Source organism: Natronolimnobius sp. AArcel1, assembly GCF_011043775.1.
Taxonomy (GTDB): Archaea; Halobacteriota; Halobacteria; order Halobacteriales; family Natrialbaceae; genus Natronolimnobius.
This window is the reverse complement of record NZ_JAAKXY010000001.1, coordinates 331,229-346,363: the sequence shown is the minus strand read 5'-3', so window position 1 is coordinate 346,363 and position 15,135 is coordinate 331,229. Positions and strand designations below refer to the sequence as shown.

13 protein-coding genes and 1 tRNA gene are annotated in these 15,135 nt (G+C 59.2%); 4 read left to right on the top strand and 10 right to left on the bottom strand.

Going from position 1 to position 15,135, the window contains the following annotated elements; genetic code table 11:
• Positions 1 to 136: 136 nt before the first annotated feature.
• The gene (locus G6M89_RS01705; protein WP_165160069.1) at positions 137 to 1,273 is read right to left on the bottom strand and encodes a mandelate racemase/muconate lactonizing enzyme family protein; all 1,137 of its coding nucleotides are present in this window, start codon (positions 1,271 to 1,273) and stop codon (positions 137 to 139) included.
• Between the two features lie 123 nt (positions 1,274 to 1,396).
• Between G6M89_RS01705 and G6M89_RS01700 the strand changes: the two genes are divergently transcribed.
• On the top strand, positions 1,397 to 2,335 hold the full coding sequence (locus G6M89_RS01700) for a dihydrodipicolinate synthase family protein (protein WP_165160509.1): 939 nt from the start codon (positions 1,397 to 1,399) through the stop codon (positions 2,333 to 2,335).
• A 9-nt stretch (positions 2,336 to 2,344) separates the two neighbouring features.
• Here the strand turns inward: G6M89_RS01700 and G6M89_RS01695 are convergent, their stop codons facing one another.
• From G6M89_RS01695 to G6M89_RS01685, 3 genes are all read right to left on the bottom strand, one after another.
• Entirely contained in the window at positions 2,345 to 3,586 is a 1,242-nt protein-coding gene (locus G6M89_RS01695; RefSeq protein WP_165160068.1) for a mandelate racemase/muconate lactonizing enzyme family protein, read from the bottom strand.
• Between the two features lie 142 nt (positions 3,587 to 3,728).
• Positions 3,729 to 4,715 (bottom strand): LLM class flavin-dependent oxidoreductase, encoded by a 987-nt coding sequence (locus G6M89_RS01690; RefSeq protein WP_165160067.1) that lies wholly within the window; start codon positions 4,713 to 4,715, stop codon positions 3,729 to 3,731.
• A gap of 99 nt (positions 4,716 to 4,814) precedes the next feature.
• Positions 4,815 to 6,485: an RICIN domain-containing protein gene (locus tag G6M89_RS01685; RefSeq protein WP_165160066.1), complete on the bottom strand. Its 1,671-nt coding sequence runs from the start codon at positions 6,483 to 6,485 to the stop codon at positions 4,815 to 4,817.
• Between the two features lie 217 nt (positions 6,486 to 6,702).
• Here G6M89_RS01685 and G6M89_RS01680 point away from each other — a divergent pair, with 217 nt between their 5' ends.
• Entirely contained in the window at positions 6,703 to 7,425 is a 723-nt protein-coding gene (locus G6M89_RS01680) for a ThuA domain-containing protein (protein WP_165160065.1), read from the top strand.
• Positions 7,426 to 7,607: 182 nt separating this feature from the next.
• Here G6M89_RS01680 and dph5 read toward each other — a convergent pair whose 3' ends face one another.
• From dph5 to G6M89_RS01650, 6 genes are all read right to left on the bottom strand, one after another.
• On the bottom strand, positions 7,608 to 8,381 hold the full coding sequence (gene dph5, locus G6M89_RS01675; RefSeq protein ID WP_165160064.1) for a diphthine synthase: 774 nt from the start codon (positions 8,379 to 8,381) through the stop codon (positions 7,608 to 7,610).
• A gap of 83 nt (positions 8,382 to 8,464) precedes the next feature.
• Positions 8,465 to 9,541 carry a metal ABC transporter permease gene (locus tag G6M89_RS01670; protein ID WP_165160063.1) on the bottom strand — a complete coding sequence of 359 codons (1,077 nt, stop codon included), beginning with the start codon at positions 9,539 to 9,541 and terminating at the stop codon, positions 8,465 to 8,467.
• 1 nt (position 9,542) lies between these two features.
• Positions 9,543 to 10,295, bottom strand: coding sequence for a metal ABC transporter ATP-binding protein (locus tag G6M89_RS01665; protein WP_165160062.1), 753 nt, complete (start codon positions 10,293 to 10,295; stop codon positions 9,543 to 9,545).
• A 64-nt stretch (positions 10,296 to 10,359) separates the two neighbouring features.
• Positions 10,360 to 11,343, bottom strand: coding sequence for a metal ABC transporter substrate-binding protein (locus G6M89_RS01660; RefSeq protein WP_165160061.1), 984 nt, complete (start codon positions 11,341 to 11,343; stop codon positions 10,360 to 10,362).
• A gap of 63 nt (positions 11,344 to 11,406) precedes the next feature.
• Positions 11,407 to 12,087 (bottom strand): metal-dependent transcriptional regulator, encoded by a 681-nt coding sequence (locus G6M89_RS01655; RefSeq protein ID WP_165160060.1) that lies wholly within the window; start codon positions 12,085 to 12,087, stop codon positions 11,407 to 11,409.
• Between the two features lie 449 nt (positions 12,088 to 12,536).
• Positions 12,537 to 12,962 carry a Rieske 2Fe-2S domain-containing protein gene (locus G6M89_RS01650; RefSeq protein ID WP_165160059.1) on the bottom strand — a complete coding sequence of 142 codons (426 nt, stop codon included), beginning with the start codon at positions 12,960 to 12,962 and terminating at the stop codon, positions 12,537 to 12,539.
• Between the two features lie 113 nt (positions 12,963 to 13,075).
• Between G6M89_RS01650 and G6M89_RS01645 the strand changes: the two genes are divergently transcribed.
• Both G6M89_RS01645 and G6M89_RS01640 read left to right on the top strand, forming a co-directional pair.
• A complete protein-coding gene (locus G6M89_RS01645; protein WP_165160058.1) occupies positions 13,076 to 14,098 on the top strand; it encodes a class I SAM-dependent methyltransferase family protein in 1,023 nt (340 codons plus the stop codon).
• A 127-nt stretch (positions 14,099 to 14,225) separates the two neighbouring features.
• Positions 14,226 to 14,299: transfer RNA gene (locus G6M89_RS01640), tRNA-Thr, on the top strand.
• The last annotated feature ends 836 nt before the right edge of the window (positions 14,300 to 15,135 follow it).

Below are 15,135 nucleotides of genomic sequence, written 5' to 3'. Positions count from 1 at the left end.
TGTGGCTATTCTGTTTTATAGTAGAATGTGGCCGTCTCGAGGCTATATATTGGATTTTTGGCTGCCCCTCCCCTGTCAGCCCACTTGTTCGGCAATACCGGATGATTGATCCTGAATTGCTCGAAAAACAGTGGTGTTACTCGTCGCTGCGATAGCGCTCGAGGGCGTCCTCGTCGATTGAAACCCCGAGTCCAGGCTCTTGGGGCACCGCGAGTTCGCCGCCGGATGGATCAAACGGCGACTCGAGGAGGTCATCTCTGAGAGGGTTCTCGCTGCGGTCGAACTCGATCAGCATCGGTTCGGGGATGTTGCGCGTGTGAGGGTAGTCGGCGACGCTTGCGGCAAACTGGATTGCAGCGGCCATGCCGACGGCGCTGTTCCAGATGTGGGGCCTGACGGCGACGTTTTCGGTGGTCGCCATGCCGGCGATAAGCCGGGCCTCCGAGAGTCCGCCACAGCGACCGAGGTTTGGCTGGACGATATCGACGGCACGATTGTCGATGAGTTTCTTGAACGCGAACCGGCCGTAGTGGGCTTCACCGGCAGCAATCGGAATGTCGATAGCTGCTTTCACGTCCTGATAGCCGCTGTCGTTTTCCGGCGGGACCGGCTCTTCGATCCAGTCGATATCGTACTCGGCGATTGCCTGTGCCGTCTCGATTGCCTGATGCGGGCGATAGTTGCCGTTCATATCGACCATGAGTCGGCCCTCATCTCCGAGAATCTCTCGAGCGGTTCGCACACGTTCAACGTCGGTTTCGGTGTTTGCGCCGATCTTGATTTTTGCGGCGGTGAAGCCCTCGTCGACGGCCGCCTGAATCGGCTCTTCGAGGGGGCGTTCTTGCTCGGTGAAGTACATCGTTGAGGCGTAGGGAACGAGCGTCTCGCGTTCAGTACCCCCAAGAATTCGATGGATCGGGCGCTCGAGCGATTTGCCGATAATGTCCCAGCAGGCGACGTCGATAGCGCTGACGACGCTCTGGACGAAGACGTCGCCACCGAAGTGATACGGGTTCGTATAGGAGTCAATAGCGAGCGATTCGACGGCGAACGGGTCCATCCCGAGTACGTCCTCGGCGAACAACTCTGCGACCGTCGCTTCGACGATTCGGCCCGGCGCAAACGCCTCGCCCCAGCCCTCGAGGCCGGTGTCAGTCTCGAGTCGCACCAGTGTCGTCGCCCGGTCGTGACCGAAGCTTCGGGCGTCACCAACGCCCTCACCGTCCGGCAGGGTGTGACTGATCGGAATCGGTTCGATGGCAGTGATTTCCATGCATAGACGGCCGGACGCGGCTCCAATATAGCTTGTGCTCGAGGGGAGATAATGCCCGTTTCCGGCCTGAACGCCGACGAGAGCGTCGATGGGTTTAATGTAATTCGCGGTCACCAGCCTCGTATGACAGTTGCCGCTGACGACGTACGGGAGCATCTCCGCGGAGTCGCCGTTGGACTGCTGACACCGTTCGACGACGAGGGCCGGATCATCCACGAGGACATCCGCGAGAACGCAGATACCCTCTCGAGTGCCGGTATCGAGACGTTTCTCGCCACGGCGAACATTAGTGAGTATCACTCGCTTTCGCAGGACGAACGCGTCGCGGTTGCAGAAACGAGCGTCGACGCGCTTCCGGACGACGCCTGCGTCCTTGCCGGCGTCGGCGGTAGTACAGCCAACGCAATCGAGTTGATCGAGCGCTACGACGAGATCGGCGTCGACGCGATGATGATCATGCCGCCGGATCACACCTACATCCACGAGCGCGGCCTCCTCGAATACTATCGAAAGCTCGATGCGGCGACTGAGACGCCGCTCGTTCCCTACGTCCGCGGCTTCGAGCCATCCGTCGAGTATCTTGGCGATCTCACCCGGATTGATGGCGTCGTCGGCATCAAGTACGCCCTGCCGGATCCAATCAAACTCGGTGCTGGCGTCGCCGCCGGTGCGGACGACGTCGTCTGGGTCGACGGTCTCGCCGAACCCTACGCCGTCTCCTTCTGGGCAGAGGGCGTCGAAGGCTTCTCCGCTGGTGTCAGTAACTTCCGCCCCGAAGTCGGCCTCGCACTCTTCGACGCACTCTCGAGTGGCGACTGGGAACGCGCCCGCGAACTTCGAAACGCCTGCCTGCCGTACCAGCAATTCCGCGAGGAAACGGGGCAGGACAACGCAATTTCCGGCGCAATAAGCGTCTCTGCAGTCAAAAAAGCACTCGAACTCGCCGGGCTCAACGGGGGCAACGTGCGCGAGCCGATTCAGCCCCTGTCGGACGCGGACGAACGTCGCGCCGAAGCGCTCTATCAGCAACTCGACGACGACCTCGAGCGGCTGCTCGAGTAGTCCTCGGTGTTATTCGTCGTACTGGAACTCAGTCCACGGTCCCTCGATGAAGGGATACTCCTCGAGAACGTCGAGATCAACCTCAAACCCGAGCCCCGGCCCGTCAGGGACGGTCAACTGCCCGTCATCGACTGCAGGCTCACCCTCGAAGATGTCGAACGCGAGTTCGAACGGATACATGCCCGGATCTGGCTCCGCATCGATGAGCGGATCGTTTTCGAAGACTGGATACTCGAGCAGTCGGACCTCCGGCGCGGCGGCGACGAGGTGGGCGTTGGCGATGAGGCCGAGCCAGGTGCCGAAGTTGTGCGGGACGAACTCCACGTCGCGGCCGCGGCAGGATTCGATTGCTGGGAGACAGCCAGTAAAGCCCTCGTGATGGCGCACGTCGCCCTGCAAGAACGTGACCGAGCCGGTTTCACCGAGTTCGACGAGCGATGTAGGCGTCTCTTCACTCTCGCCGCCAGCGAGTGGCGCGCCGGTTTCGGCGAGCCGACAATACCCTTCGCGGTCGGTCGGCTCGACAGGCTCTTCGATCCAGTACGCACCCGAATCCGCAGCGTGCTCGACCAGTTCGGTCACGACGTCCTCGCCGTAGGCTTCGCCGAGTTTCCACCAGGTGTGGACATCGAGCATGAACTCCGTCTCCGAGAGCGTTTCAGCGAGTAAGTCGACGGTTTGGCGGTCGCCGTCGGGGCCGATCCCGGGGCGGTACTTGTAGCCGAAAAAGCCCGCGTCCTCGATGACTGCGGCCTGCTCGGCGTACCCCTCGGGTTCCATGTACATGCCCGCGCTCGCATAGAGTGGAATCTCCGTTGTCGGCTCCCAGCCGTCGTTCTCCGCGGCGAGCAGTTCGTAGATGGGCGCACCGAGTTCCTTCCCGCGGATGTCATAGAGCGCAACATCGATTGCCGAAATCGCCTCGATCTGGAGATGCGCAGGCAACGAAGTTGCCCGGATGTGAGTCGCTGCATCGGCGATTTCCTCGAGTGTCTCGCCCTCGAGTGCGTCGGCGACAGTGTCGTTGACGACATCGGCGAACGTTCCCTGTGAGTCGCCTTCGAAGTACTCACGCATCGCGGAACTACTGGCTCCGGCGGTTGCGAATCCGCGGGTGCCATCGCGCGTTTCGACGACGACGAGGACGACATCGCGTTTGTGCAGACGGCGCGTACCGCCATGGAACGGTCGGTCCTGTACCGGGTCGATTGGTGACGAGAGAGCGTAGCCGCTCACTGTTGCGATTTCCATACGCTCCCATCGAAGGGCATCAAAATGAATCCACCGCTCGTCCGCAGAGATCAGCAACAATGCAGTTACGAGATGGCTCTCGAGGAGTATCCGCTGTGAACGGATGATTGCTGCAAAATGCAGTCTAAAAAACGGTCCAGACTTACTCGAAAGCCGGGATGACTTCCTCACCGAACAGTCGGATCTGGTCTTCGACCAGGTCGGCGGGCATGCCGGAGTGGTGGAAGCGAAGCGTCAGTTCCGTCAGTGGGAACCGCTCTTGCATGGCTTCGATCTGTTCGATGATCTGGTCCGGCGTGCCGTATATGAAGCGGTCGTCGGCCAACTCTTCGAAGTTTTCGACGCTGTCGGCGTTCATCAGCGGGTGCGAGAACTCGCCGCCGTACTCCGAGACGTACGTTTCGTGGAGGTACTGCTTGCGCTCCATGACTTCTTCTTCGGTCTCGGCGATGACGGCTTCGCGCATCAGCGGGTGAGCGATCTCGTCCCACTCTTGATCGCTGTCTTCGATACGCTCTTGCTGGAGTTCCTTGCGGTCTTCGACGATGCCGAGGTCGGCAACGACGCCCGGCACCCACGCGTCGGAGAACTTCACCGAGCGAGCGATCTGTTTGTCGCCCCAGCCACCGATCCACAGCGGTGGACGCGGGTCCTGTACCGTCTTCGGCAGCGGCTCCCAGTCTTCGACCGAGAAGAACGGACACTCGAACGTGATCGGTTCATCACTGCGGAAGAACTCGTCGATGAATCGCAGTCCCTCGATCATCCGCCCGGCGCGTTCGTCCATCGGTACGTCGAACGCCTCGAACTCCTCTTCGACGTAGCCCAGTCCGACACCGAGCGTGAGCCGGCCGTCAGAGATGTTATCGAGCATCGCCGCGCGCTGGGCGACGTGCAGCGGATGATACAGCGGCAGGATGAGAACGGAGGTCACCAACTCGAGGTCCTCCGTGCCTTCGGCGATACTGGTCAGGCGCGTCAGCGGCGAGGGCCAGTAGTTGTCGCCCTCGGTCGCCTGGTGGTCGTTGACCCAGCAGGTCTCGAAGCCAACGTCTTCGGCGAGCTGACACTGCTCGACAACGCCCGTCCATCGGTCTCCGCCTTCGATTGGGAAAATCCCGAACTTCATGTGGTTGTCTCGAAATCTGTAATACATCTACTTACCTTTTGTGCTGTGTGGCACGTCGTGTCGACGGAACGGCCTCGTTCGGGAGTGGCCGGTGCGACTCTACACTTCCTCGAACGTCCAGCGCTGGTTGGCGTCGTCGCTCCAAGACCACTGGATAACGTCGTCGCCGTCATCGGTTCGGCCACCGTAGACATCGACGACCAGCCCGCTGTTTGCGTTCTCGAGTCGATACTCGCTACCGCCAACGTCCTCGATGACGAATCGCTGGTTGTCGCCGCCCGTATCCGGCCACTGAATCAGCGTATCGCCCTCGTCGGTCCCGAGTGCATCAACATCGAGTAAATGCCCGCTGTTTGCGTTCTCGAGGGTGTAGATGCCATCTCCTTCCTCGCTGACGTGCCAGTGCTGGCAGGAACAACCGGTGTCGCTCCACTGCTGTACGTTTGCACCTTCTTCCGTCTCGGCGTCTGCAACCTCGAGGAGATTGCCGCTGTTGACGTTCGTGATTCGATAGGTACCACTCGAGATGGGTCTGTCACCGCCGCTACCGCCCCCGCCGTCGCCACAGTAGGTGTTGCCGCTGACTGTCGTACTGCCGGCGTAGGTTTCGATATCTGTCCCGTTATCGCAGAAGTCGTTGTCGAGAATCGCGTTTTCCTCGGTATCAGGGCCGGTCTCGAGGACGCCGTAGTCGTTGCCGTGGATGTCGACGTACTGGACCGTCACATCACGCGTGTGGTGATGGCTGTCCTCGCTGCGTGAGTCGATACGAACGCCCTCGCCCGCATTGTTCGTGATCGATCCGCCGTTGATCTGGACATTTCTCGAGTCCTGAATCAGGTTCGAGCCACAGGCGTCGATATCGACGTGATCGATTGTAATGCCGTGGCTGCCCGAGACGGTGAAGACGCCGCGCCCGCAGTTGCTCGCGCGAACCTCGCTGACGTGGATGTTCGGCCCGGCATCGTTTGCACAGCGAAAGCCGGCGTAGCCGCCGCCCTCGTCCGCGCGGACGGCATCGACGAGGTCGACGCTGGCGCTGCTCGTGTCGTTCAACAGGACGCCACAGCCGCCGGTATCTTCCGTTTCGACCGTTCCGATGTCGATATCGTGGACGCCGTAGGTTTCGACGGCGTGTGAGCCCGACCCCGTAATCGTCGCGGAGTCGATGGTCACATCTTCGGTCGTCACCGCGTTGCCGGTCTCGTAGGCGTTGTCGATTCGAATGCCCAGTCCGGAGTCGATGTGCATCGTCACGGTTCCAAAGTGCACGTCGCTCGCACGCTGGATCTGGACGCCCATATCGGGGCTGCCCTCGAGTGAGTAGGTGGGAATCTCGATTGAGTCGACCGAGTCAGCGTAGATGGGGACGCCGCCCGACCCGGAGACCGTCATCGTCCCGCGGATGTCGAGTACGGTGTCACTTGGGAGTTCGACGCCGGTTCCCCCGCCAAGGTTCGCGGTTCCCGAGTCCCAGACGATGACCGTCTCTTTCGACTGGCGACCGGTAGTGAGCCCGTCGACCGCGGCCTGGATTGCCGTGATGTAGTCGCTGCCGCTGTACACTTCTGAACCATGCGCTTCGGCATACCAGGTTCCGCCGTCGGACCAGACATCCGCCTCGTGGCTGTCCGCACTCGCGGTGGTGGCGACGCCAGCAGTCGTGAGTCCTGCTGCAAGCACTGCCAGCGTCCGTCGGCGGCTTACGCGTGTTCGGTCGGTCGTTGATCGATCCACTGCACTCTCCGTTGGTGAGTCACTGTCTGCCATACGATACTATCACGATCAACAATGCTGTATTTAATTCCTTCTATACATGGACTGATTGATCGGTATTTTTGACAGCAAGAAGCAACCACCGTGCTGTCTGTCTATTTTGTGTTAATTATTCGGGGTTCGGGACTCATGCGCGTGTCTCGAGCGCCCATCCAACTCGAGGCGTGGCCGTGCCGCCAGTTTGATTACGGTTCCCATCGGCCGAACAGGTATGGCTACACGCGTGACGGTCTGGAACGAGAACGTCCACGAACAGGAATCCGATGATGTCGCCGAGCGCTACCCCGACGGCATCCACGGTGCAATCGCTGCCTTCCTCGAGGAGGCTGGTTTCGAGACACAGACGGCGACCTTGCAGGAGCCAGACCACGGTCTGACTGAGGATGTGCTCGCGGAGACAGACGTGCTCGTCTGGTGGTCACACTGTGCGAATCACGAACTGAGCGACGAGGTTGCAACGCGCGTTGTCGACCGGGTCCACAACGGAATGGGCTTTGTTCCCCTCCACTCCGCGAAGAACTCCAAACCGTTCAAACGACTGCTGGGGACGACCTGTAACATCAAGTATCGCCACGGCGGCGAAACCGAACGCCTCTGGGCGGTCGACTTTGGCCATCCCATCGTCGACGGCCTCCCGGAATCGTTTGAGATTCCTGAAACCGAAATGTACGGCGAGCCCTACGACGTGCCCGAACCCGACCGAACGGTGTTCATCTCGTGGTTCGAAGGCGGCGAAGTGTTTCGCTCCGGACTCTGCTATCGCCGCGGTCGCGGGCGCATCTTCGCGTTCCGCCCCGGCCACGAGGAGTACCCAATCTACTACCAGGTGGAAGTCCAGCGCGTGATCGAAAACGCCGTCCACTGGGCTGCGCCGAACGAGGGCGCGGCCGACCCCGACTGGGGCCAACACGATCCAATTGAATCGCTCGAGTAACGCTGAGTCCCTCCTACTCTCACGTTCATGTCTCACTCTCAGTGCACCTCGATAAACGCCAATTTGAAAGATTCGAATGATAGTTTATAATTTGGTATGTTTGGAGAAGGGGCTGGTAACTGCACACGATCCGATTCAGTACCTATCGACACTACCCGCACAGCAGACAGCGTGTCCTCGAGTTAGGCAATTTCCAACGCGTCCCTGTCTGCTCCGGCCAGTTCGACGAGCGCGTCAGCCTCGAGAAGGTGGCATTCGCCGGGGATAACGAGCAAATGCAGCGGATCGCCGAACTCACGGTCGGCGAGCTCGGCCATCGTCCCGGCTTCGACGAGTGGATCGGGACTGCCCGCTCGAGCGACGACAACGCCGACGAGATCGGGGTATTCGTCGGCAAGTAGTTCCGCACCCGTACTGGCGGTCATGTACTCCTCGCGTGCGGCTTTGATATCGAGGTAGACGACGGTATGAAGGCCGTCTGCCCGATTCTCGTCGATTGTGTTGGTAACGCTCGCGGGCAGACCATCTGCGCCGTGGGCGTACGGAAACGGAAGCGTTGTTGCCTTTCCAAACCGATAGTTCTGCAATCCAGTAAGAGAGCTGGTAGCAGTTTGGGCGGTCACGCCGTGGATCACATGTGTCTCGATTCCGCGTTCGTGCGCCCGGAGTCGGAGGTCGACGTGCGTCGTCGAGATCATCGTGTCCCCGGCTGTGAGGAAAGCCACGTCTTCGGTTTCGGCGGCTGCGAGCATCTCCTCGGGTTCCTGTTCGACGCCGGCACGGTCTCGAACCTCGATGTCGGTTCCGTGGTAGGCCTCGAGGTCGTCGAGTGTCGTACCGATGAGTTTGCTGGTGTAGAACTCGGCGTAGGCGCGATCAGCGTTTCGAAGCGCATCCCGGCCTTCGACAGTGATGGATCGCTCGTCGTAGAGGCCGAGTCCAATGAACGTGAGCATAGCGTCTCGTAGTCACAGCCGCGGCTATAAGCTTTCGAGTCGATCAGTTTCTTGTTGAGAGTGACGGGGTCTCGAGGATCGAGTTATCGCACTCGAGTCGCAAGTATCAGACCCACTGCGAGGAGGGCGACGAGTCCTGCGAGAACGATATTGACCGAGAGCAAGAACCAGCCAATAAAGCCGGCGAGACCGAGGATAACACCAGTCCTGGGGTCGAACGACCAGAGATACAGAACGATTGCGACGAGAATAATCATCGCGCCGGTCGCGATATCCCACTGATAGGAAAGAAAGATGCCCGCAAAGACGGCTGCCTGACCGAACAGTACTGAGAGCAAGAGCCCGCGATTGAAGCTATCGGTGACCTGCATCGCGGCAGCGACGGGGATCACGAGCATGCCGGCGACGAGGATTGCCCCTAGAATTTGCATCGCAGCGACCACGACGAGTGCCGTCAAGACGATCAACAACGTATCGTAGAACTGGACATTGATTCGGGCGAGCCGAGCTGCCTCGCGGTCGAACGTAATGTACAGTAGCTGTTTGTGCGTGAGCGCGACGGTTCCGATCACCAACATCGTCAGGCCGACCATCAACTGGACGTTCTCGAACGGAACGAAGAGGATATCTCCGAAGAGGTAGCTCTCGACGGTCGCGTGGAAGGTCACGCCGTAGGAGATGACGGCGACGCCGAGTGCGAATCCGCCGGTCAGCATAATCGCAATCGGAATGTCCGCGTAGCCGTCAGTTTTGACCGCGATGTACTGCATGCAGAGGGCAGCGATGGTCGCCGCAATCAGCGCAAAGAGTAGGGGGAAATCCATGCTCGGCACTGCCGCGCCGACGAACAGCCCAATCGCGACGCCGCCGAAGGCCATGTGCGCGAGCGCTTCGCCGATCAGCGCCATCTGCCGGTTGACCAGATACGCACCGACGACTGGTGCGGAAATTCCGATCAACATCCCTGCCGTGAACCCGCGTTGCAGGAAGCCACTGCAGACGAGCCATGTGTCAAACGCCCCACACGTACTATCCCAGAACCCGCCAAAGAGCGGTGGAAAGAGCAGGTAGACGAAGACGTAAAACCCGACGAGGACGACCGGTAACGCCGCAAGAATGCCAAGCGTGTGATTCCAGCGCTGAATCCGTTCAACCGCCATCTCAGTCACCTGCGGCGGCGCCCGCAACCGTTCTCACGCGAGTCGAGCCATACGCTCGCTCGAGCGCATCGCTTGCGAGGAACTGTTCGGTTCCGCAGTGTTCGTACAGGGTTCCGTCGAGACAGGCCATCGTATCGGCGTGTTCGGCGACCATCCCGAGATCGTGTTCGATCAACACGATGGTGATCCCGTGCTCGTTGAGGTCATCGAGCAGGTCGTAGAACTGCTCGACCGACTCGGCGTCGACGCCGACAGTGGGTTCATCGAGCGCGAGGAAATCTGCCTCGGAGGCGAGTGCGCGTGCGATGTACGCACGCTGTTTCTGGCCGCCGGAGAGCCGGCTGATTCGTCTGTCTGCGAGATCCGCAATGCCGACCTCTGCGAGTGCATCGTCGATGATTGCGTGGTCCTCATCGCTCAATCGGCGCAAGCCGGCGTGGGGATAGCGACCCATTTCGACGACTTCGCGGACCGTCACAGGCATCATCGAATCGGCTTCCGAAGATTGCTGGGAGACGTAGCCGAGTCGCGTCCCCTCCCGAAACGCTGACGCTGGCGTGCCAAACAGCTCAACCGACCCGCTATCTGGCTGTTGCAGCCCCAGCATGATCTTCAACAGCGTCGTCTTCCCGGAGCCGTTCGGGCCGATCAATCCCAGGAACGCCCCCTCGTCAATCTCGAGCGAGACGTTCTCTAGTACCGGTTGGTCATCGTAGGCGAAACTAACGTCTGTAACACGTACTGCAGCGCTCATAGTGTGATGTAGAATGCGTCCGCAATTTAATCTTTGTACTAGCTATCTCTCTGATTCGATTCGGCTAATTCTCGTCTGCATCGAGTGCTGCCTCGAGCGTGGGGAAGTTGACTTCGCGATAGTGCTCGAGGTAGCCCCAGTCTTGCTCGTCGTATTCGGGCAGTTGGGTTTCGACGGGTGAAATTGGAAGTACCTCGGCGTCAGTTTCGGCTGCGAGCGATTCGGCCAGATCGTCGGGTTCGCCAACGTCGTAGAGCACGTGCTCAATGTCGTGTTCGTCCATGATAGACTCGATCTCCTCGACGTCCTGTGGAGAGGCTTCGTCATCAGGTGAGGTGCCTACAGGTGAGTGGATGTTGAGGTCGTAGCGACGATGCCACCACTGGAACGAATCGTGCGTGGCAACGATCAGGTGGTCCTGTGACCCACGGTCAACGATATCCTCGAAGTCTTCGTGAATCGACTGGAGTTCGTCGTTGAATGCCTCGGCGTGTTCCACGTAGAGATCGGCGTTCTCGTCGTCGTACGCACCCAACTCGGTGGCGATGTTGTCGACCATCGACTGACACTCGACAGGATCCATCCAGACGTGCTCGTCGTTGTCTTCGGCTGGGCTATCGAAGAATTCGATGCCCTCTGCGGCTTCGATTACGTGAACGTCATCGTCGCTCTCGAGTTCTGCGGCTGCGTCGTCCTGCCAGCTGGCGAAGTCACGGAGGTAGATGAAGACGTCCGAGTTCTCAATATCGGAGACGACGCTTGGGCCGGGGTCGAACTCGTGGCCGTGTTCGCCAACGGGCACCAGATCGACGACGTCCATCTGGTCGCCGGTGATATTCCGAGTGAGATCCCAGAGCGCCAGAAAACCAGCAGAGACTGTCTGTGTATCGCTATCACCATCCCCGTTCTGAGACTCGTCAGTATCGTCGCTCGAATCGTCTTGTGGGTCGTCACCGAGACAGCCAGCGAACCCGGCAACGAGCCCGCCTGCTCCTGCGAGTGCGTGTCGTCGTGTGATGCCATCTATCGTCGGTCTTTTTTCGACCATCACCAGCAGTTTGTATAACCGAAGTAAAGTAATTTCCGATGCGAGAAAATAGATTAGACTAGTCTAATAACTCGGCTCGGGAGTATGACTCACTGTGACGAACGCTGCAATAGCATCCGGAAGAACCACCATATTGCCACTTTCGAGGCCGGAAACGACAGTCGTTGCAACTGTCGGACTCTCGAGGACGGTGAGCGGTTGCTCCGATACAATTCCCCACCGGGACAGCGTCGCCTCCAGCACCGGGTCATACTCGGTGATGCCGCGAACGACTACAGTACTCCTCGCTTCGCAGTCTGCAAGGAGATCGCATTCGGCCGGTATTCGAGCGCTGTCGTCCGCTCTCGAGCCTAGCTCACTGTCGCTGGCGTGTCGTGCGTTTTGAATCCGTTCTTCCATTGCCTCGACGAATCGGTCACTGATGTGGTGCTCGAGCGTGTCCGCTTCCCGCTCTGCCTCGCCCGCTCGAAAGCCACACTCGAGGGAGAGATACGCCTCGAGAAGATGGCGATTCCTGTTCGTCTCGACGGCGACTTCTGCGCCAGCGTCCGTCGTCGCCGCGCCGCGGTACTTTTCGTGATCGATAAGCGCTGCATCGGCGAGGGTGGCGTACATACTCGAGACCGTCGGCGGTGCCACCTCGAGTTGGTCGGCGAGGTCGGACGTTCGAACACGAATGCCGCCGTTTGCAGCCTCCAACTGATAGAGGGCCTGGAGGTAGTCTTCCATGATTGGAGTCGGCATACAAAGATTAGATAGAACTAATTATATAAATTGTACCGACTTCTACCCGGCTGCTATGTATGCTGTATGAATGGACAAGACCATCTAATAAGGAATATGATGGGCAGAGAGGTAATTCTCTCTTTTCTCTTCTCGAGTCCCAACTGCTCGAATCTGGCCCTCTTCGCACCGCAAAGAAAATTAGATTGTCCTAAATTTATTTTTAGACCAAACAATAACATACTGGTGTGGAGTAGCACCGACTGCGCTTCGATTTCCCGAAGCGCTGCACCGACTCGCGTTCCACCCATGGAACGTTCGCAGTAACTGGTGAGCTCCAGGCGCGAGGCAACAGTGGTCAGTCACCCTCTCGTGCACTTCTCTGCTGACAGATCGTCAGTCATTTCCTCGTGTTTTTGCTCGAGGTTACGCTCCACTCGAGGCAGTCAGCGGAGTTGCCTACCAGTGGCTCAAAAAGAGATGTGCGATGTGGACGATGGCCCGCTGTCATCGTCGCGATCGGATTCCTCAATTCCGCCGTCATGGAGATACGACAGATCGTCGTCGGTGAGATAGACGGTCGCGTCGTCGACAGCAATTTCGACGTCGGGCAGCGTCGTTTCGGCGGCATCGCCGTTGTCGCAATACCCCGAACACGAGTCGAACATCGAACCGTGTCGTGGGCAGATGATCTGTCCATCACGCATCGCCGCGCCGCAGCCTGTATCGAGGCGCTGGGCTTCGTGCGTACAGCGGTTGATCCAGGCTTCGACACCGTCCTCACAGGGGACAAGGAGCACTTCCTCGAGTTCGCCGTGTCTGTCCCGAACGGTAAACAGCCACGACCCGTCTTCGTGTACCGTCTCGACGCTGGTGAGTCGCATTCGAGCGCTCATGCCCGCCTCTTATCGTGGCCGAAGGAAAGCGTTCGTATCGACGACTCGGGTGTGACTGCGGCCAGACACGAGAAAAACGTCAGCGTTACACTATCGGCCTGTTCAGTACTGGTATGGAAGTGCCGTGTGTCCGCGTCGCCCGCGAATCGGGGGAGCAAACGCGTCGCGAACTGGCAGACGCGGACCTGATCGACGACGACTACGAGATCACGGTCGAAGACGGAACCCTCTACATCCCGGTTTCCGACCCCGACGCCGTCGCCGACGACTTCGAACTCGTCTCGAGACGTGTCGACGAACGTGAGACACAGACTCGGCCTGCCGACATCCTCGAATTCGATCCCTCCTACGAGCGCCTCGGAACGGCGGCGTTGCTCGACGAGGACGACCCCGAACGCGCTCGCACAATTGCAGATGCGATCCTCGAGTCTGACCTCCCCGTCGAGACGGTGCTGAACAAAGCGTCAAAGGTCAAAGGTGAAACCCGCGTGCGCGACTGGGAGCTACTGGCCGGCGAGAACACCGAGGTCGTCCACCGCGAGTACGGCTGTGAGTTCGCACTCGATCTCAGTGCGGTCTACTTCTCGCCGCGACTCGCAACCGAACGCCACCGCGTCACCGAGCAGGTCACTGCCGGCGAACAGGTGTTCGATATGTTCGCCGGCGTCGGCCCGTTCGTGATTCCGGTCGCCAAACGCGGCGCGGAGTGCGTTGGCGTCGATATCAACCCTGACGCAATCGAGTACCTCCGCGAAAACGCGCGTCGGAACGACGTTTCAGAGTCCGTGACGGCCATCTATGCGAACGTCCGAACCCTTGCCGACCCGGACAGAGGCCAAGTGTCTACGACCAAAGGCGGCGCACCCAACTACGACAACTGGGCCGACCGCATCGTGATGAACCTCCCCCACAGCGCCGACGCATTCCTCGAGACGGCCGTTGCCCTCGCTGGTGACGACTGCGTGCTCCACTACTACGATATCCAGCACGAAGACGACCCGTTTGGCCCCGGCGAGCAGGCAATCCGTGCCGCCGCCGAACCCGAATACGACGTGACCGTCGAGACGCGCCACACCGTCCGCTCGTATGCCCCACACGAACTCAACGTCTGTCTGGATGTTCGTCTCGAGCGCTAAGCAGTTTGTCCTGTAGTCCTCGAGGGTCGTACGACAGTGTAACCCACGCACTGCGTTCACACGAGCGAATTGATTCGCAATCCTTATGGCCTACATCGCACCTATTTGTAATTGCACTCGTACCAGTGCCGGTGTAGCTCAGACTGGCAGAGCGAATCCTTCGTAAGGATTAGGTCGAGGGTTCAAATCCCTCCACCGGCTCTTTCTGCGACGAACGAACGTGAGGAGTGAAAGAGCGACTGGAGGGATTTGAATCAGGGAGGAGCTCCGCTCCGACCGTGGTTCAAATCCCTCCACCGGCCCCTACTAAATTACTTATAATCCCAGTCTCAGAGACGAACACCTCGAGACCTGCGTGGGGTTTCACATCCTCGAGCACCCCCACAAGTCGTCATGAATCACAGGCCGAAATTGCGGGTAACGGGGATGCGCCGGCATGGTAGCTGGCTGTTTCGAAGCCCCACTCGAGCGGGATTCGATTACAGGGAGGCAGACGCCTGACGAGGGCGTTGCCAAGATTGAGGACTGGATCAGTCACAGCGAAGAGCACATCTGAACGTTCTCTTTTCGTGGATTCTCCGTTCTAAAGCGCTGCTCGAGAACTATAGGTGGTGGGATTCTCGAAGATGGCTGCGTGTCCATCTCCGTAGTTGGCGAGGTGGTGATGTCTTCGCACGGGAGCCGGTGGCAACGACAGTCCCCCACCCCTCGCCATTTCGAAAATCGAGACTATCTGTATTAGCTGTGCTTCCCAAGTAATTTGGAAACCCACACGAAGGTGTGGGGGTGAGATGACTGCGGGTGTGATCAGCCGGCGACCGCATTGGACATAGCACTGCTTGAGGGAAAGCTCTGAAGCCGATACGGATTGGTGGTATTCCTCGATCTCGAGGACGATGAGACGTCTACCGGTTTGGAGTTGTATTCGACAAGACGACTGTGGAGTGAATCGTAGAATTAGATGGATCTTAAACAATTAGTGGAGCTACCAGAATGGCTTGTTATCCTTTTGAGAGTGTAAACTCGAGGTTAGATTC

Bases quoted from the DNA above. Each gene is read 5' to 3' on its own strand.
- G6M89_RS01705 (WP_165160069.1), bottom strand. From the start codon at position 1,273: ATGGAAATCACTGCCATCGAACCGATTCCGATCAGTCACACCCTGCCG.
- G6M89_RS01700 (WP_165160509.1), top strand. From the start codon at position 1,397: ATGACAGTTGCCGCTGACGACGTACGGGAGCATCTCCGCGGAGTCGCC.
- G6M89_RS01695 (WP_165160068.1), bottom strand. From the start codon at position 3,586: ATGGAAATCGCAACAGTGAGCGGCTACGCTCTCTCGTCACCAATCGAC.
- G6M89_RS01690 (WP_165160067.1), bottom strand. From the start codon at position 4,715: ATGAAGTTCGGGATTTTCCCAATCGAAGGCGGAGACCGATGGACGGGC.
- G6M89_RS01685 (WP_165160066.1), bottom strand. From the start codon at position 6,485: ATGGCAGACAGTGACTCACCAACGGAGAGTGCAGTGGATCGATCAACG.
- G6M89_RS01680 (WP_165160065.1), top strand. From the start codon at position 6,703: ATGGCTACACGCGTGACGGTCTGGAACGAGAACGTCCACGAACAGGAA.
- dph5 (WP_165160064.1), bottom strand. From the start codon at position 8,381: ATGCTCACGTTCATTGGACTCGGCCTCTACGACGAGCGATCCATCACT.
- G6M89_RS01670 (WP_165160063.1), bottom strand. From the start codon at position 9,541: ATGGCGGTTGAACGGATTCAGCGCTGGAATCACACGCTTGGCATTCTT.
- G6M89_RS01665 (WP_165160062.1), bottom strand. From the start codon at position 10,295: ATGAGCGCTGCAGTACGTGTTACAGACGTTAGTTTCGCCTACGATGAC.
- G6M89_RS01660 (WP_165160061.1), bottom strand. From the start codon at position 11,343: ATGGTCGAAAAAAGACCGACGATAGATGGCATCACACGACGACACGCA.
- G6M89_RS01655 (WP_165160060.1), bottom strand. From the start codon at position 12,087: ATGCCGACTCCAATCATGGAAGACTACCTCCAGGCCCTCTATCAGTTG.
- G6M89_RS01650 (WP_165160059.1), bottom strand. From the start codon at position 12,962: ATGAGCGCTCGAATGCGACTCACCAGCGTCGAGACGGTACACGAAGAC.
- G6M89_RS01645 (WP_165160058.1), top strand. From the start codon at position 13,076: ATGGAAGTGCCGTGTGTCCGCGTCGCCCGCGAATCGGGGGAGCAAACG.